At 64.6% G+C, this 14,443-nt stretch carries 13 protein-coding genes; 9 read left to right on the forward strand and 4 right to left on the reverse strand.

Translation table 11 applies throughout. The features are described 5' to 3' along the window. Positions 1-123: 123 nt before the first annotated feature. From FGE21_RS04235 to FGE21_RS04245, 3 genes are all read right to left on the reverse strand, one after another. A complete protein-coding gene (locus tag FGE21_RS04235) occupies positions 124-321 on the reverse strand; it encodes a helix-turn-helix transcriptional regulator (RefSeq protein WP_139661930.1) in 198 nt (65 codons plus the stop codon). Next, positions 318-686: a hypothetical protein gene (locus FGE21_RS04240; protein ID WP_139661932.1), complete on the reverse strand. Its 369-nt coding sequence runs from the start codon at positions 684-686 to the stop codon at positions 318-320. The genes FGE21_RS04235 and FGE21_RS04240 overlap by 4 nt, the downstream gene beginning before the upstream one ends. A 238-nt stretch (positions 687-924) precedes the next feature. Continuing rightward, the gene (locus tag FGE21_RS04245; RefSeq protein ID WP_139661934.1) at positions 925-1,839 is read right to left on the reverse strand and encodes a LysR family transcriptional regulator; all 915 of its coding nucleotides are present in this window, start codon (positions 1,837-1,839) and stop codon (positions 925-927) included. 124 nt (positions 1,840-1,963) lie between these two features. Here FGE21_RS04245 and chvE point away from each other — a divergent pair, with 124 nt between their 5' ends. The 7 genes from chvE (at position 1,964) to FGE21_RS04280 (ending at position 11,086) form a co-directional block, all read left to right on the forward strand. Continuing rightward, a complete protein-coding gene (gene chvE, locus FGE21_RS04250; RefSeq protein ID WP_139661935.1) occupies positions 1,964-3,019 on the forward strand; it encodes a multiple monosaccharide ABC transporter substrate-binding protein in 1,056 nt (351 codons plus the stop codon). A 138-nt stretch (positions 3,020-3,157) separates the two neighbouring features. Continuing rightward, positions 3,158-4,657: a multiple monosaccharide ABC transporter ATP-binding protein gene (gene mmsA / locus FGE21_RS04255; RefSeq protein WP_139662086.1), complete on the forward strand. Its 1,500-nt coding sequence runs from the start codon at positions 3,158-3,160 to the stop codon at positions 4,655-4,657. Between the two features lie 11 nt (positions 4,658-4,668). After that, complete coding sequence (gene mmsB / locus FGE21_RS04260; RefSeq protein WP_139661937.1) at positions 4,669-5,904, forward strand: multiple monosaccharide ABC transporter permease; 1,236 nt, start codon at positions 4,669-4,671, stop codon at positions 5,902-5,904. A gap of 6 nt (positions 5,905-5,910) precedes the next feature. Continuing rightward, complete coding sequence (araD, locus tag FGE21_RS04265) at positions 5,911-7,653, forward strand: L-arabinonate dehydratase (RefSeq protein WP_139661939.1); 1,743 nt, start codon at positions 5,911-5,913, stop codon at positions 7,651-7,653. Then, positions 7,653-8,576 carry a Gfo/Idh/MocA family protein gene (locus tag FGE21_RS04270; RefSeq protein WP_139661940.1) on the forward strand — a complete coding sequence of 308 codons (924 nt, stop codon included), beginning with the start codon at positions 7,653-7,655 and terminating at the stop codon, positions 8,574-8,576. The genes araD and FGE21_RS04270 overlap by 1 nt, the downstream gene beginning before the upstream one ends. Positions 8,577-8,639: 63 nt before the next feature. Then, entirely contained in the window at positions 8,640-9,560 is a 921-nt protein-coding gene (locus FGE21_RS04275) for a dihydrodipicolinate synthase family protein (RefSeq protein ID WP_139661942.1), read from the forward strand. 5 nt (positions 9,561-9,565) lie between these two features. Then, positions 9,566-11,086 carry an aldehyde dehydrogenase (NADP(+)) gene (locus tag FGE21_RS04280; RefSeq protein WP_139661943.1) on the forward strand — a complete coding sequence of 507 codons (1,521 nt, stop codon included), beginning with the start codon at positions 9,566-9,568 and terminating at the stop codon, positions 11,084-11,086. An 87-nt stretch (positions 11,087-11,173) separates the two neighbouring features. Here FGE21_RS04280 and FGE21_RS04285 read toward each other — a convergent pair whose 3' ends face one another. After that, positions 11,174-12,031 (reverse strand): helix-turn-helix domain-containing protein, encoded by an 858-nt coding sequence (locus FGE21_RS04285; protein ID WP_176695358.1) that lies wholly within the window; start codon positions 12,029-12,031, stop codon positions 11,174-11,176. A 184-nt stretch (positions 12,032-12,215) separates the two neighbouring features. Here FGE21_RS04285 and FGE21_RS04290 point away from each other — a divergent pair, with 184 nt between their 5' ends. Both FGE21_RS04290 and FGE21_RS04295 read left to right on the forward strand, forming a co-directional pair. After that, entirely contained in the window at positions 12,216-13,457 is a 1,242-nt protein-coding gene (locus tag FGE21_RS04290) for an amino acid ABC transporter substrate-binding protein (protein WP_176695359.1), read from the forward strand. 120 nt (positions 13,458-13,577) lie between these two features. Next, positions 13,578-14,441, forward strand: coding sequence for a branched-chain amino acid ABC transporter permease (locus tag FGE21_RS04295; RefSeq protein WP_139661948.1), 864 nt, complete (start codon positions 13,578-13,580; stop codon positions 14,439-14,441). Positions 14,442-14,443: the final 2 nt, after the last annotated feature.

Below are 14,443 nucleotides of genomic sequence, written 5' to 3' on the forward strand. Positions count from 1 at the left end.
CCAGTCCGAACGCCGCCAGTCCGAACGCAGTCTGTCAGAACGCCGCCTGATCAAACCTGCCCCCATGCCGCGAGCGGCACCGGGGTTTCCCGACAGGGCACTGATGGCCTGCCGCCTCGGGGATCAGTCCTGATCCGGCTGGAAGATCTCCTCGATGGTCAGCCCGAACAGCCGCGCAATGCTGAAGCTGAGCGGCAGGCTCGGGTCATACCGGCCGCGTTCCAGCGCATTGATGGTCTGCCGCGACACCTTCAGGTGGCTGGCAAGTTCAGCCTGTGACCAGTTTTTCTGCTGGCGCAGCTCCTGAATGCGGTTGTTCATCGAAACCTCAGCCGCCCCAGCATCACACCGATGAACCAGATTGTGGAAATCAGCGGCAGGACGACAAACATCGACAGTTTCGGAAAGCCCGCCCCCTCCAGAAAGCCGTAGCCGAAGGTTATCAGCGCCGTGCCCGCAACCGCCAGTGCAAGCGCTTCGAATTGCAGCTTGCGCTGCATCTCGTCCAGATGGCGGATTTGCCAGATAATGACCCCGCATATGAAGGCAGCAGGCAGCATCGGGCTGAGGGAGACCAGAAGACGCATCCCTTGGGTTTCAATTCCCTGTGCAAACAGCATTTTCGACAGAAACAGCATCCCGGCATAGGCCAGAAGGCCGACCAGCAGAGCAATCATTCCACGCATGGCGGTCTCCATGTTGTAAAGTTCCCTTTACATCTGGGCGACCTTCACCGGTGTGTCAAGCACGCTTTACATCGCTCTTCTGCCGCCCTGCCGCAAAATCTCCGCCGTGCAGGCGGTGAATCTGCGTCGGACAGGTCGAATGAGACAGGCAAAACGAGGCAGGCGGCCGGGAGATCCGCAGCGGGATAGGCGGACAGGCCAGAACAACGGGCGGGCAGGGGCGTGCCCGTTGTTCTGGTCACAAATGGCGCAGGACCTCATCCAGCAGGCGCTGCGCCACCGAGGTCAGCTTGCGTTTGCGGGCATGGATCACCAGAAACGGCGGCACGCTGATCGCGGTATCCAGATCGAGAGTGGTCAGCCCGGTGCCGATCCCCGACAGCATCTGCGCCACCTCATGGGTCTGGGTGGCGATGGTGTCCGACTGCCCGACAAGCGACAGCGCAATCAGCAGCGAAGAAGAATTGGTGATCCGCTCCGGCATCGCGATGCGGTTCTCGAGGAAAGCCTGCTCGAAGGCGAGCCGGATCGGCGAGCCCGGCTCCTGGATCAGGAAATCATACTCCAATGCCGCCTGCAGCGAGACCCGCCCGCCCGCCAGCGGATGGCCCTCCCGCACCAGAAACGCCACCTCTTCGGTGCGCCCCGGATAGGCCTGATAGGCGCGGGCGTCACTGTCCGGGCTGATGCGCGCAATGATGAAATCGAACCGCCCTTCCTCCAGCCCCCGCATCAGTTCGGCCGAGGGGGCGACCTCGATGGTGGGCTGAATGTCCGGCGCGATCCGCCGCACCTTCATCAGCGCGGGCAGCAGCGCAGAGACCGCAGGCCCCGTCACCGACCCCACCCGGACCCCGCCCGCCTTGCCCGATTGCAGGCTGCCGACTTCGGCGGCCAGCGATTCCAGTTCGGCCAGGATCACCTGCGCGTGGCGCACGAAGGCCTCGCCCAATGCGGTGGCGGTCATGCCGCGGGGCTGGCGGTCAAACAGGGCGCCGCCGACCTCGGCCTCGATATCGGCCAGCAACCGCGAGGCCGAGGGCTGGGTCATATTCACCGCCTCCGCCGCCAGTTGCAGCTTGCCGGTGTCATGGATGCTGCGCACCAGGCGCAACTGCGACGGCTTGAGCCGTGTGGCCAGGGGGAGACCCATATTTGACATACCATTTTTGTTATCTCTCCCCACCTTATTTAGATTGGTATGATATGTGAACCCACCCTATCGTCCGAATCGGGAGATCGCGGACCACAACCGCGCGCTTGAGGAGGAGAAAAGCATGACCCTGAAATCAATTCTGGTCACCACCGCACTGGTGAGTGGCCTTGCAACGGCTGCCTTTGCAGAAGGCAAGATCGGTATCGCGATGCCGACGAAATCCTCTGCGCGGTGGATCTCGGACGGCGAGTCCATGGTCAGCCAGTTCGAAGAGGCCGGCTACACCACGATCCTGCAATATGCAGAGGATGACATTCCGAACCAGCTGGCGCAGATCGAGAACATGATCACCAATGGCGTCGACGTTCTGGTGGTGGCCGCGATTGATGGCACCACCCTGTCGAACGCTCTGGAGAACGCGCATTTCGCGGGCATCCGCACCATCGCCTATGACCGTCTGATCCGCGACAGCGCATATGTCGACTATTACGCGACCTTCGACAACTTCAAGGTGGGCGTGCAGCAGGCGGAAACGCTGGTCGCCGGTCTGCAGGAGCGCTTCCCTGACGCCGAGAGCTGGAACGTCGAATTGTTCGGCGGCAGCCCCGACGACAACAACGCCTATTTCTTCTACAACGGCGCCGTATCGGTGCTGCAGCCGCTGATCGACAGTGGCAAGATCACCGTGGTCTCGGGCCAGCAGGGCATGGATACCGTCGGCACGCTGCGCTGGGATGGCGCGGTGGCGCAGGCGCGGATGGATAACCTGCTGTCGGCTCATTACACCGACGCCCAGGTCCATGGCGTTCTGTCGCCCTATGACGGTCTGTCCATCGGCATCCTGTCGTCGCTCAAGGGCGTCGGCTACGGTTCCGGCGATCTGGCGATGCCGATCGTCTCCGGTCAAGACGCCGAGGTCCCCTCGGTCAAATCGATCCTCGCGGGCGAGCAATATTCAACCATCTTCAAGGACACCCGCGAACTGGCGCGTGTGACCGTGGGCATGGTCGATGCGCTCCTTGAGGGCGGCGAGCCCGAGATCAACGACACCTCGACCTATGACAACGGGGTCAAAGTGGTGCCGTCCTACCTGCTGGAGCCGCTCAAGGTGACGGGCGAGAACTGGAAAGAGGTTCTGGTCGGCTCCGGCTACTATACCGAAGATCAGATCAACTGATCTGACGCGATGCGATCCTCCCTGTCCGGGCCCTGAGCGGCCCGGCAGCGGCGTCCCGTTCACCTGTCAGCAAGGGGTGGACGGGACAGATATTCAATAAAACCAAAGGATGATCTCGTGCAGACACCCCTGCTCGAAATGCGGTCTATCACCAAGACGTTTCCCGGCGTCAAGGCGCTGGATGATGTGACCCTGACCGTCCGCGAGGGCGAAATCCATGCCATCTGCGGTGAAAACGGCGCTGGCAAATCGACCCTGATGAAGGTCCTCTCCGGTGTCTATCCGGTCGGCCAATATGACGGCGAGGTCCATTATGCGGGCCACCGCGCCGCGTTCCACGACATTTCCGAGAGCGAGGCCGAGGGCGTCATCATCATCCACCAGGAGCTGGCTCTGGTGCCGCTCCTGTCGATTGCCGAGAACCTGTTTCTCGGCAACGAAGTGCAGAAAAACGGGGTCGTCAACTGGCCCGAAACCTACCGGCGCACAGAGAGCCTGCTGCAGAAGGTGGGGCTGAAGGACGCGCCCACCACGCTGGTGGACAAGCTCGGCGTCGGCAAGCAGCAATTGGTCGAGATCGCCAAGGCGCTGGCCAAGGACGTGCGGCTGCTGATCCTCGACGAACCCACCGCGGCCCTGTCGGAGGCGGACAGTCAGGCGCTGCTGGATCTGATGCTGGAGCTGAAGGCGCAGGGCGTCACCCAGATCATCATCAGCCACAAACTGAACGAGGTCCGCCGGGTGGCGGATACGGTGACCGTGATCCGGGACGGCCAGACGGTGTCCAGCTTTGGCGTCAGCGACGGCATCACCGAGGACCGTATCGTGCGGGACATGGTGGGCCGCTCGCTGGAGAACCGCTACCCGCCCCGCGAACGGCGGATCGGCGAGCTGCTGATGGAGATCGAAGACTGGACCGTGCATCACTCCGAACAGGCCGACCGCCGGGTCATCCACGGCGTCGACCTGAACGTGCGCGCAGGCGAAGTCATCGGCATCGCCGGGCTCATGGGGGCCGGTCGCACCGAACTGGCGATGTCGGTCTTCGGGCAATCCTGGGGGCAGGGGATCTCGGGGCAGGTGCGGATGCGCGGCACCGCCGCCGACACCTCCACCGTCGGGCGCGCCATTGCCGCGGGCCTTGCCTATGTCACCGAGGACCGCAAGAGCCTCGGTCTGGTGCTGGACGAGGAAATCCGCCGCAACGTGACACTTACCAACCTGCCAAAGGTCGCCAAGGGGCCGGTGCTCAACCACAATGAGGAAACCCGGGTTTCCGAGGGCTATCGCGGCTCGCTCAATATCCGCACGCCCTCGGTGTTCCAGAAGGTGGTGAACCTGTCGGGCGGCAACCAGCAAAAGGTGGTTCTGGCCAAATGGCTGTTTGCGGAACCGGAGGTGCTGATCCTCGACGAACCGACCCGGGGGATCGATGTGGGGGCCAAGTTTGAAATCTACGGGCTGATCAATGATCTGGCCGCCGCGGGCAAGGGCGTGGTGATGATCTCATCCGAACTGCCCGAACTTCTCGGCATGTGCGACCGCATCTACGTGATGAACGAGGGCGCATTCGTCGGCGAACTCAGCGCCGCCGAGGCCAGCCAGGAGCGCATCATGTCGCTCATCGTGACGGAATAAGGACAACAGCGATGACTTTCGCAGGACAGACACAAACCAAGTCCGCCGAGGCCCCAAAAACCGGCATCGGCGCCTATCTCTCGGCGCATCTGCGCGAATACGGACTGTTGTTCGCGCTGATCGCGATCATGGCGTTTTTCCAGATCGTCACCAGCGGCACCCTGCTGCGGCCGATCAACCTGACCAACCTGCTGCTGCAGAACAGCTATATCATCATCATGGCGCTGGGCATGCTGATCGTCATCGTGGCGGGGCATATCGACCTTTCGGTGGGCTCCGTGATGGGGTTCGTCGGCGCCTTGGCGGCGGTGATGATCGTCAGATGGGATCAGTCGCTGGCCCTCACGGCGGTGGTCTGTATCGCCACCGGCGCCCTGATCGGCGCGGCGCAGGGCTATTGGATCGCCTATTGGAGCATCCCGTCGTTTATCGTGACGCTGGCGGGGATGCTGGTGTTCCGGGGCCTGTCGCTCTGGTTGCTGGGCGGCGAATCCGTCGGCCCGTTCCCGCGGGAATTCCAATCCATCGCCAGCGGCTTCGTGCCCGATGTGCTGCCCGGCGGCGCAGCCATGGCCGAGCTCTTCGGTCTGCGAAATTTCAACATGCTGTCCTTCGCCATCGGGCTGATCGCGGCAGGGCTGGTGGTTTGGTCCGGCCTCGGCAAGCGGGCGCAGAACCGCAAATACGGCATCGAGGATGAACCAAAGGCGTTTTTCGTCGCCCGGATCGGCATCGTCGCGCTGGCGCTGGTCTTCGTGTTCTTCAAACTCTCCACCTTTCGCGGTCTGCCGAATGTGATGATCACCATGGGCATCCTGACGGTGATCTATGCCTTTGTGACCGAACAGACGGTGCTGGGGCGGCGGGTCTATGCGCTGGGCGGCAATCGCAAGGCGGCGAAACTCTCCGGCATCAAGACCGAGCGGCTGACCTTTCTTGCCTTCGTGAACATGGGCGCACTTGCGGCCATCGCCGGGCTGGTCTTTGCCGCCCGCCTGAACTCCGCCACCCCCAAGGCGGGCTTTGCGCTCGAACTGGATGTGATCGCGGCGGTCTTCATCGGCGGGGCCTCCATGTCGGGTGGCGTCGGCAAGATCGTCGGCGCCGTGGTCGGGGCCTTCCTGATGGGAGTTCTGAACAATGGCATGGGCATCATGGGCGTCGGCATCGACTACCAGCAGATGATCAAGGGGCTGGTGCTTCTCGCCGCCGTGATCTTTGACGTCTACAACAAGCAGAAAGGCTGATCCGCGATGAGCTTCACGCCCGCAAAATGGCCCCGCAGCCTGCGCAGTCAGGAATGGTACGGGGGTTCCGGCCGCGATGTGATCTATCACCGGGGCTGGTTGAAAAATCAGGGCTGGCCGCACGACATGTTCGACGGCCGTCCGGTGATCGGCATCCTCAACACCTGGTCCGATCTCACCCCCTGCAACGGCCACCTGCGGGAGCTGGCGGAGAAGGTCAAGGCAGGCATCTACGAGGCCGGCGGTTTCCCGGTCGAGGTCCCGGTGTTCTCGGCCTCGGAAAACACCTACCGCCCCACGGCGATGATGTTCCGCAATCTGGCCGCAATGGCCACCGAAGAGGCGATCCGGGGTCAGCCGATCGACGGCTGCGTGCTGCTGGTGGGCTGCGACAAGACCACGCCGAGCCTCATGATGGGGGCGGCCTCCTGCGATCTGCCGACCATCGTGGTGTCGGGCGGGCCGATGCTGAACGGCTATTTCCGTGGGGAACGGGTGGGGTCCGGCACCCATCTGTGGAAATTCTCCGAAGCGGTGAAGGCGGGCGAGATGACGCAGGAGGAATTCCTGGAGGCAGAGGCCTCCATGAGCCGCTCCACCGGCACCTGCAACACCATGGGCACGGCCTCCACCATGGCCTCCATGGCCGAGGCGCTGGGCATGGCCCTGTCCGGCAACGCGGCCATTCCGGCGGTGGATTCCCGCCGCCGGGTGATGGCGCAGATGACCGGGCGGCGGATCGTGCAGATGGTCAAGGACGATCTGAAACCCTCCGATATCATGACCAAAGAGGCGTTCGAGAACGCCATCCGCACCAATGCCGCCATTGGCGGCTCCACCAATGCGGTGGTCCATTTACTGGCCATTGCGGGGCGCGTCGGGATCGATCTGACGCTGGAGGACTGGGACCGCTGCGGGCGCGACGTGCCGACCATCGTCAACCTGATGCCATCGGGCAAATACCTGATGGAGGAATTCTACTATGCCGGCGGTCTGCCAGTGGTGCTGAAACGTCTGGCCGATGCGGGCATGCTGCATCAATCCGCGCTCACCGTCTCTGGCGGAGCGATCGGGGACGAGATCGCCCATGTGCTCAACCACAACGAAGACGTGATCCTGCCGGCCGCGCAGGCGCTGACCCAATCGGGCGGCATTGTCGTGGTGCGGGGCAACCTCGCCCCCCGGGGGGCGGTGCTGAAACCCTCGGCCGCGACGCCTGCGCTGATGCAGCATCGCGGCCGCGCGGTGGTGTTCGAGGATATCGACGACTACAAGGCGAAGATCGCCGACCCGGATCTCGATATCGACGAGACCTGCGTGATGGTGCTGAAGAACTGCGGCCCGAAGGGATATCCGGGCATGGCAGAGGTCGGCAACATGGGCCTGCCGCCCAAGCTCCTGAAGAAGGGGATCACCGATATGGTACGCATCTCCGACGCCCGCATGTCGGGCACGGCCTATGGCACCGTGGTGCTGCATACCTCGCCCGAGGCGGCGGCCGGCGGCCCTCTGGCGGTGGTGCGCGATGGCGACATGATCGAGCTGGACGTGGCGAACAGACGCCTGCATCTCGACATTCCGGACGCCGAGCTCGAAGCGCGACTGGCCGCCTGGACCCCCACCCATGAGGTCGCGGCCACCGGCTATCTGATGCTGCATCAGACCCATGTCGAAGGGGCCGATACCGGCGCCGACCTCGACTTCCTCAAGGGCTGCCGCGGGGCGCCTGTCGGAAAGGACAGCCATTGATGAAGATCGCAGTTGTCGGCATCGGAAAGATCGCGCAGGACCAGCATCTGCCCGCGATCGCGGCCAGCCCGGACTGGGATCTGGCCGCCACCGTCAGCCGTTCCGGTAAAGTGGACGGCGTGGAGGCTTTCACGGATCTCTCCGTTATGTTGGAGGACCGGCCCGATATTCGCACCGTCTCTCTCTGTCTGCCGCCGGTGCCGCGCTTTGCCTATGCGATGCAGGCGATCCGCGCCGGCCGGCATGTGATGCTGGAAAAACCGCCCGGGGCGACGCTGGCGGAATGCCACGCCCTCACCGAAGCCGCGCGGGAGGCGGGCACTGCGCTCTATGCCACCTGGCATTCACGACAGGCGGATATGGTCGCCGCCGCTCGCGCCTGGCTGGCGGACAAGAGCCTGCGCCGGCTGACGGTCACCTGGAAGGAAGACGTGCGGCGCTGGCATCCCGGTCAGGCCTGGATCTGGGAGCCGGGCGGGCTTGGGGTGTTTGATCCGGGCATCAATGCGCTCTCCATCGTGACGGAGATCCTGCCGGACGCCATCCACGTGACCGATGCCCGTCTGGAGGTGCCCGAGAACTGCCAGACGCCGATCGCCGCCGATATCCGGTTTCACCATGCAGGCGGCGCCGAGGTCACGGCGACCTTCGACTGGCGCCAGGAGGGCCCCCAGACCTGGGAGATCGAGGCCGTGACCGATCAGGGCAGGCTCACCCTGTCGGACGGCGGCGCGGTGATGCAGGTGGACGGTGTTGCCGCAGGCGAGGCCGCGGCGCTCGGTGGCGAATATCCGCGTCTTTACGAACAGATGGCCCGGCTTGTGGAACGCGGGGGCCTCGATATGGACCTGCGGCCACTGGTGCTGGTGGCCGATGCTTTCACCCTTGGGCGGCGTGTGACCACTGCGGCCTTTGTAGACTAACTGCGCCCCTCGCGGCGCCCTGAAATCCCCAAGACCTGCGTGTCCGACGCGCAAGGAGGTGAAATGAAACAGCCCCTGACCGGCATTCTCCCGGTGGCCCCGACTCCCTTCCTCGACGATGGCAGCCTTGATCCCGAGGGCATGGCCCGCGTCCTTGATTGCATGATCGATCAGGGCGTCGATGCGATCTGTATCCTCGCCAATTACTCCGAGCAGTTCGTGCTCTCGGATGCGGAACGGGCGACCTTGACCCGGCTCTCGCTCGAACATGTGGCGGGCCGGGTGCCGGTGATCGTGACGATCAGCCACTTCAGCACCGAAATCGTGGTCGCCCGCGCCCGCGAGGCCGAGGCGATGGGGGCCGCGATGCTGATGATGATGCCGCCCTATCACGGGGTCGGACTGGTGCCCCCGGAACCCGCGATCTTTGAACATTTCGCCGCCGCATCAGATGCGGTGTCGATCCCGATCATGGTGCAGGACGCGCCGTTGTCGGGGGTGACGCTCTCGGTGCCGGTCCTTGCGCGGATGGCGCATGAGATCGAAAACGTCAGCTATTTCAAGATGGAAACCCCCTTTGCGGCGGACAAGCTCGCGGCGCTGATCGAGGCCGGGGGGGCGCATATCCTGGGCCCCTTTGATGGCGAGGAAGCGGTGACGCTGCTGGCTGATCTCGATGCGGGCTGTACCGGAACCATGACATCGGCGTTGCAGCCGGAGCTGATCCGGCCCATCGTCACCGACTATCGCGCCGGGCGCATCAATGCGGCGCTGGCACAGTGGCGGACCTGCCTGCCGCTGATCAACCACGAGAACCGTCAATGCGGGTTGCGTGCCGCCAAAGTGGTGATGAAGGAGGGCGGTGTGATCCGCTCTGACCACGTGCGCCACCCGCTGAAACCGATGTCAGACCGCAGTCGCGCCCGCCTGCTGCAGCTCGCCGCCGAGCTGGATGTGATCGCGCTGCGCTGGGGAAAAGGATAAAAACTATGAGCTATCAACCGCATGGAAATCATCTGATCGCAGGCGAATGGATCGCGAGCGCGGAGCGTTTCACCTCGGATCCGGTCACCGGCGCGGGGATCGATGTGGCGGCCGGGGGCGCGACCGAGGTCGATCAGGCGGTCCGCGCGGCCGAGGCGGCCTTTGCCGCCTATGGTTGGACCACGCGCGAGGAGCGGGCCGGTTTTCTGGAGGCCATCGCCGATGAGATCGAGGCCCGTGGCGCCGATATCACGCGCCTTGGCATGGCCGAGACCGGTCTGCCGCAGGCCCGGCTTGAGGGCGAACGGGGGCGCACGACCGGTCAGCTCCGGCTGTTTGCCACCCATATTCGCGCCGGAGACTATCTGGACCGCCGCCATGATGCAGCCCTGCCGGACCGCCAGCCGCTGCCGCGCCCGGACATGAAGATGCTGCAGCGCCCGATTGGCCCGGTCGCGGTCTTCGGGGCGTCGAATTTCCCGTTGGCCTTCTCGACGGCGGGGGGCGATACAGCCTCGGCGCTGGCAGCGGGCTGCCCGGTTGTGGTCAAGGGCCACCCCGCCCATCCCGCCACCGCAGAGATCGTCGCAGATGCGATCCACGCGGCCATCGGGCGCTGCGGCCTGCCGGCCGGTGTCTTCTCATTGGTGCAGGGGGTGAGCCACGATCTGGGGCATGCGCTGGTCACCCATCCGCTGATCCGGGCCGTCGGCTTTACCGGGTCGCTCGGGGCCGGGCGGGCGTTGTTCGATCTGTGCATGCAACGTCCTGATCCCATTCCGTTCTTTGGCGAGCTGGGGTCTGTGAACCCGGTCTTTGTGATGCCCGCAGCCCTGGCGGCGCGCGCCGAGGCGCTGGGGCAGGGCTGGGCCGGATCTCTGACCATGGGGGTGGGGCAGTTCTGCACCAATCCGGGCCTTGTCATCGGCGTGAAAGGCGCCGCGCTGGAGACCTTTGTCGAGTCGGCGCGCCGGGCACTGGAGGACGCGGGCGAAAGCGCCATGCTGACTGCGGGGATCGCGGCGGCCTACCGACAGGGGGTGGAGACCATCGCCGGGACTGCCGGTGTCCGCGATGTGCTGACCACGGCCTGCGATGGCCGCAAGGGGGCGCCCGCGGTCTACCGGGTCACGGCTGCCGACTGGCTGCAGAGCGGCGCCCTGGCAGACGAGGTCTTTGGCCCGCTTGGCCTGATCATCGAGGCCGAGGATCCTGATGAAATGCTGGCCCTCGCCTCGGGTCTCGCAGGGCAGCTCACCGCGACGCTGCAGATGGAGGAGGCGGATACGGACACCGCGCGCCCCTTCGTTCCGGTGCTGGAGCGCAAGGCGGGGCGGGTTTTGGTCAACGGCTTTCCCACCGGGGTCGAGGTGGCCGATGCCATGGTGCATGGCGGGCCCTATCCGGCGTCGACGAATTTCGGCGCGACCTCTGTCGGCACGCTGGCCATCCGGCGGTTCCTGCGCCCGGTCTGCTATCAGAACATGCCGGACGCCCTGCTGCCTGCGGACCTGCAGGGCCTCTGACCGCCCCAGTTGGCACCCGGTGGCTCCCGGTGGCTCCCGGTGGCAACAGGTGGCAACAGGGGGAAATGGCGCGGATTGGCCCCGAAATCAGGGCCAGTCCGCAAAGGAGATCTCGTCCGACCGCCTGCGCCACAGCGGCGTGAAATGGCGTCGGAACTGGCCGGGGGGCAGGTCCTCGTGGCGCCGGAAGAACCGGGTGAAATAGGCCGCGTCGCTGAACCCCAGCTTGTAGCCGACCTCGGCCACCTGCAGATCGGTGGTGACCAGAAGCGCCTTTGCCTCTTCCATCAACCGCCGTTGGATGTGCTGATGCGGCGGTATTCCGATGGCGCGCCGTACCGCCTCGTTCAGCCGATCCCGTGAAACGCCGATGCGGCGGGCGTATTCCCCCACCGTCCAGTGGTTCTGCAGATGCAGCTCCACCAGGTTCAGAAAACTGTCCGAGAGCCGGTGGAGCTGGGGTTCGGCGGCCTGAACCGGCGGCGCGGCGGCCCGCCAGAGCTCGATCAGCAGCAGCGAGACGCAGTGGTGCAGCACCGTCTCGCTGCCCGGCGCCATCTCACGCAGTTCCGATTCTATCTTGTCGAACAGCGCCACCAGGGCCTGGATCGTGGGCCGCGCCAGATCGGACAGAAAGATGCGCCGGCTGACCACCTGACGCACATGGGCCGAGATCACATCGGTGGGCAGCGCCCGCCCCAATGCGCGTTCCGGCATGCGGATGAGAACCCCCCGCGTGCCGGCCGCGAGCGACATCCGGGTGGACCAGCCGGTGGGGGCCCAGATCAGGCAGGGGGCGGAGACATCGCGTTCGACCTCATCCGAGACGAAGGTCCCGCGCCCGGAGACCAGCAGCACGAAGGTCGAGCGCCCGCCGGAGGTGGAAAACTCTGTGGTGGTCAGGGCGCTTTTGATGCGCTCCGCCTGGATGGTTTGACGTTCCACGCCGGGTTCTCCTGTCGATCTGCGGTCATGACCCGCCAAATGTGCAATTATTCCCTCAAAAAGTCTATTATCCTGTGGCCACGGAATGCGTAATCTTTTCTCCATGCCCCGCTTTGGGAGAAGCGCGGGTCCGGGGAGCAGGCCGGAGCGGCCATGGCCCCCCGTGGAAATCGGGAGGAAAAACATGAAATATTCGATTGCGGAGGCCGCACGCGCGGCCCGCCGCCTGACGACCTGTGCCACGGCTGCGGTGCTTGCGGTCATGGTCGGCACATCGGGCCTGCAGGCACAGGAACGCGACAAGGTGACCATCGGCTATGCCGTGTCCAAGTCGGGACCGAACGCCGGCGGGGCGGATATGACCGTCACGCCCAACTACGAGCTTTGGGTAGAAGAAGTGAACGCGGCGGGCGGGTTGAAACTGCCCGATGGCCGCCAGTTGCCAATCGAGGTCATCGCTTATGATGACCGCTCCTCGGCCGAGGAAGTGGTGCGGGCGGTGGAGCGTCTGGCGACGCAGGATGAGGTGGATTTCATCCTGCCGCCCTGGGGCACGGGGTTCAATCTGGCGGTGGCGCCGTTGATGGCGAAATTCGGCTATCCGCATCTTGCGGGCGCTGCGGTGACCGACAAGGCCTCCGACTTCGTCAAACGGTGGGACAGCAGCTTCTGGTTCATGGGCGGCAGCGCCGACTATGTGAATGCCCTGACCGAGATCCTCATCGCCGAACGTGAGGCGGGGCGGATCAACGACAAGATCGCCATGATCTCTGTCGCGGACGGCTTTGGCATCGATCTGGTGAAGGCCGCGCGCCCCAGCTTTGAGGGGGCAGGGTTTGATGTCAGCTATGACAAGACCTTTCCGCCGGAGACATCGGATTTCGCCACGATCGTGAACGAGGCCTCCAATTCAGGTGCCGACAGTTTCGTAGCCTTCAGCTACCCGCCCCACACATTCGGGCTGACCAAACAGGCCAAGGTGGCGAGCTATAATCCGCCAGTCTTCTATCTCGGTGTCGGCGCGGGCTTCCCGGTCTATCCGAAGATCGCGGGCGGCTCTGTCGAAGGCGTCATGAGCCTTGGCGGCATCGACCCCGACAATGAGTTGAACACGGCCTACCGGGCCAAGCATGAGGACGTCGTGGGCCGCGCCCCCGATTACTGGGGATCGGTGCTGATCTACGCCTCGCTGCAGATGCTGGGGCAGGCGGTCGAGCGTGTCGGTCTCGACAAGGCGGCCGTGGCGGGGGAACTGTCGACGGGGACCTTCTCGACCGTGCTGGGCGCCGAGACCCGGCTGGAGAACAACCAGCTGCGGGCCATCAACTGGGTCGGACAGTGGCAGGACGGCCAGTTCGTTGCGGTCTCTGCACAGGGTGGCGACGGCAAGGCCGCGGTGAAACTGCCAAAGCCCGCCTGGGAGTAGCTGGGCGCAGGGGCCGGGGTCTGATCTCGGCCTTTCCCCTCTTGACCTGACCTTATTCGCACCGGAGTGCGGCGGCCCTGTCCGCCGCCTCCATCCCCCTCGAAAAAGACCGGATTTTCCATGCTTGAACACGTCATCAACGGGCTTGTGCTCGGTGGGACCTATGCGCTTGTCGCCATGGGTCTGACCATCCAGTACGGGATCGCGCGGATCATGAATCTCAGTTTCGGAGACACGATCATCGCGGCCTGTTTCGCCACCTACGTTCTGTTTTCCTCTTTCGCGATCAGCCCGGTGCTGGCGCTGCTGATCCTGGTGCCTGCGGGCTATGCCTTCAGCCTGGTGATCTACCGGGTCATCATGCGCCCCCTGGTGGCGCGCGCGCCGGACGAGGGCGCGCTGGAGGTGGACAGTATTCTGGTCACCTTCGGGCTGCTCTTTGTGATCCAGGGCGTACTTTTGATCTTTTTCGGCGGCGGCTACACCAGCTACAGCTTTCTCAATACGCCTGTGAACGTGCTGGGCACGGTGGTGGCCGGCAACCGGCTTCTGGCGGTGGTGCTGAGCCTGCTGATCGGTCTGTCCCTCATCGTCATCCTCTATCGCACCCGCTGGGGCATGATCCTGCGCGCGGTGGCGCTGTCGCCGCAAAACGCGCCGCTGTTCGGAATCGATACCGATCGCGCGGCCCGCACCGCCTTTGCCATCGGCGGCGCCATGGCGGCAACCGTAGGTGTGGTGGTCTCCATGTTCCAGACCTTCACCGCGACGGCGGGGGTCGTCTTTACCATGAAGGCGCTGATCGTCGTGATCCTGGGCGGCAAGGGCAGCGTGCTCGGCGCGGTGGTGGCGGGGCTGCTGCTCGGTCTGGTTGAGACCTTTGTCGCCGCCTACATCGATCCCGGCCTGACCCTTGCGGCGGTCTACGGCGTGTTTCTCCTGCTGCTTCTCGTGCGGCCCAACGGCATCTTCGGAAAGGCGTGACG

The sequence above is a fragment of the Phaeobacter sp. B1627 genome (assembly GCF_006265095.1).
Taxonomy (GTDB): Bacteria; Pseudomonadota; Alphaproteobacteria; order Rhodobacterales; family Rhodobacteraceae; genus Epibacterium.

Bases quoted from the DNA above. Each gene is read 5' to 3' on its own strand.
- FGE21_RS04235 (WP_139661930.1), bottom strand. From the start codon at position 321: ATGAACAACCGCATTCAGGAGCTGCGCCAGCAGAAAAACTGGTCACAG.
- FGE21_RS04240 (WP_139661932.1), bottom strand. From the start codon at position 686: ATGCGTGGAATGATTGCTCTGCTGGTCGGCCTTCTGGCCTATGCCGGG.
- FGE21_RS04245 (WP_139661934.1), bottom strand. From the start codon at position 1,839: ATGGGTCTCCCCCTGGCCACACGGCTCAAGCCGTCGCAGTTGCGCCTG.
- chvE (WP_139661935.1), top strand. From the start codon at position 1,964: ATGACCCTGAAATCAATTCTGGTCACCACCGCACTGGTGAGTGGCCTT.
- mmsA (WP_139662086.1), top strand. From the start codon at position 3,158: ATGCGGTCTATCACCAAGACGTTTCCCGGCGTCAAGGCGCTGGATGAT.
- mmsB (WP_139661937.1), top strand. From the start codon at position 4,669: ATGACTTTCGCAGGACAGACACAAACCAAGTCCGCCGAGGCCCCAAAA.
- araD (WP_139661939.1), top strand. From the start codon at position 5,911: ATGAGCTTCACGCCCGCAAAATGGCCCCGCAGCCTGCGCAGTCAGGAA.
- FGE21_RS04270 (WP_139661940.1), top strand. From the start codon at position 7,653: ATGAAGATCGCAGTTGTCGGCATCGGAAAGATCGCGCAGGACCAGCAT.
- FGE21_RS04275 (WP_139661942.1), top strand. From the start codon at position 8,640: ATGAAACAGCCCCTGACCGGCATTCTCCCGGTGGCCCCGACTCCCTTC.
- FGE21_RS04280 (WP_139661943.1), top strand. From the start codon at position 9,566: ATGAGCTATCAACCGCATGGAAATCATCTGATCGCAGGCGAATGGATC.
- FGE21_RS04290 (WP_176695359.1), top strand. From the start codon at position 12,216: ATGAAATATTCGATTGCGGAGGCCGCACGCGCGGCCCGCCGCCTGACG.
- FGE21_RS04295 (WP_139661948.1), top strand. From the start codon at position 13,578: ATGCTTGAACACGTCATCAACGGGCTTGTGCTCGGTGGGACCTATGCG.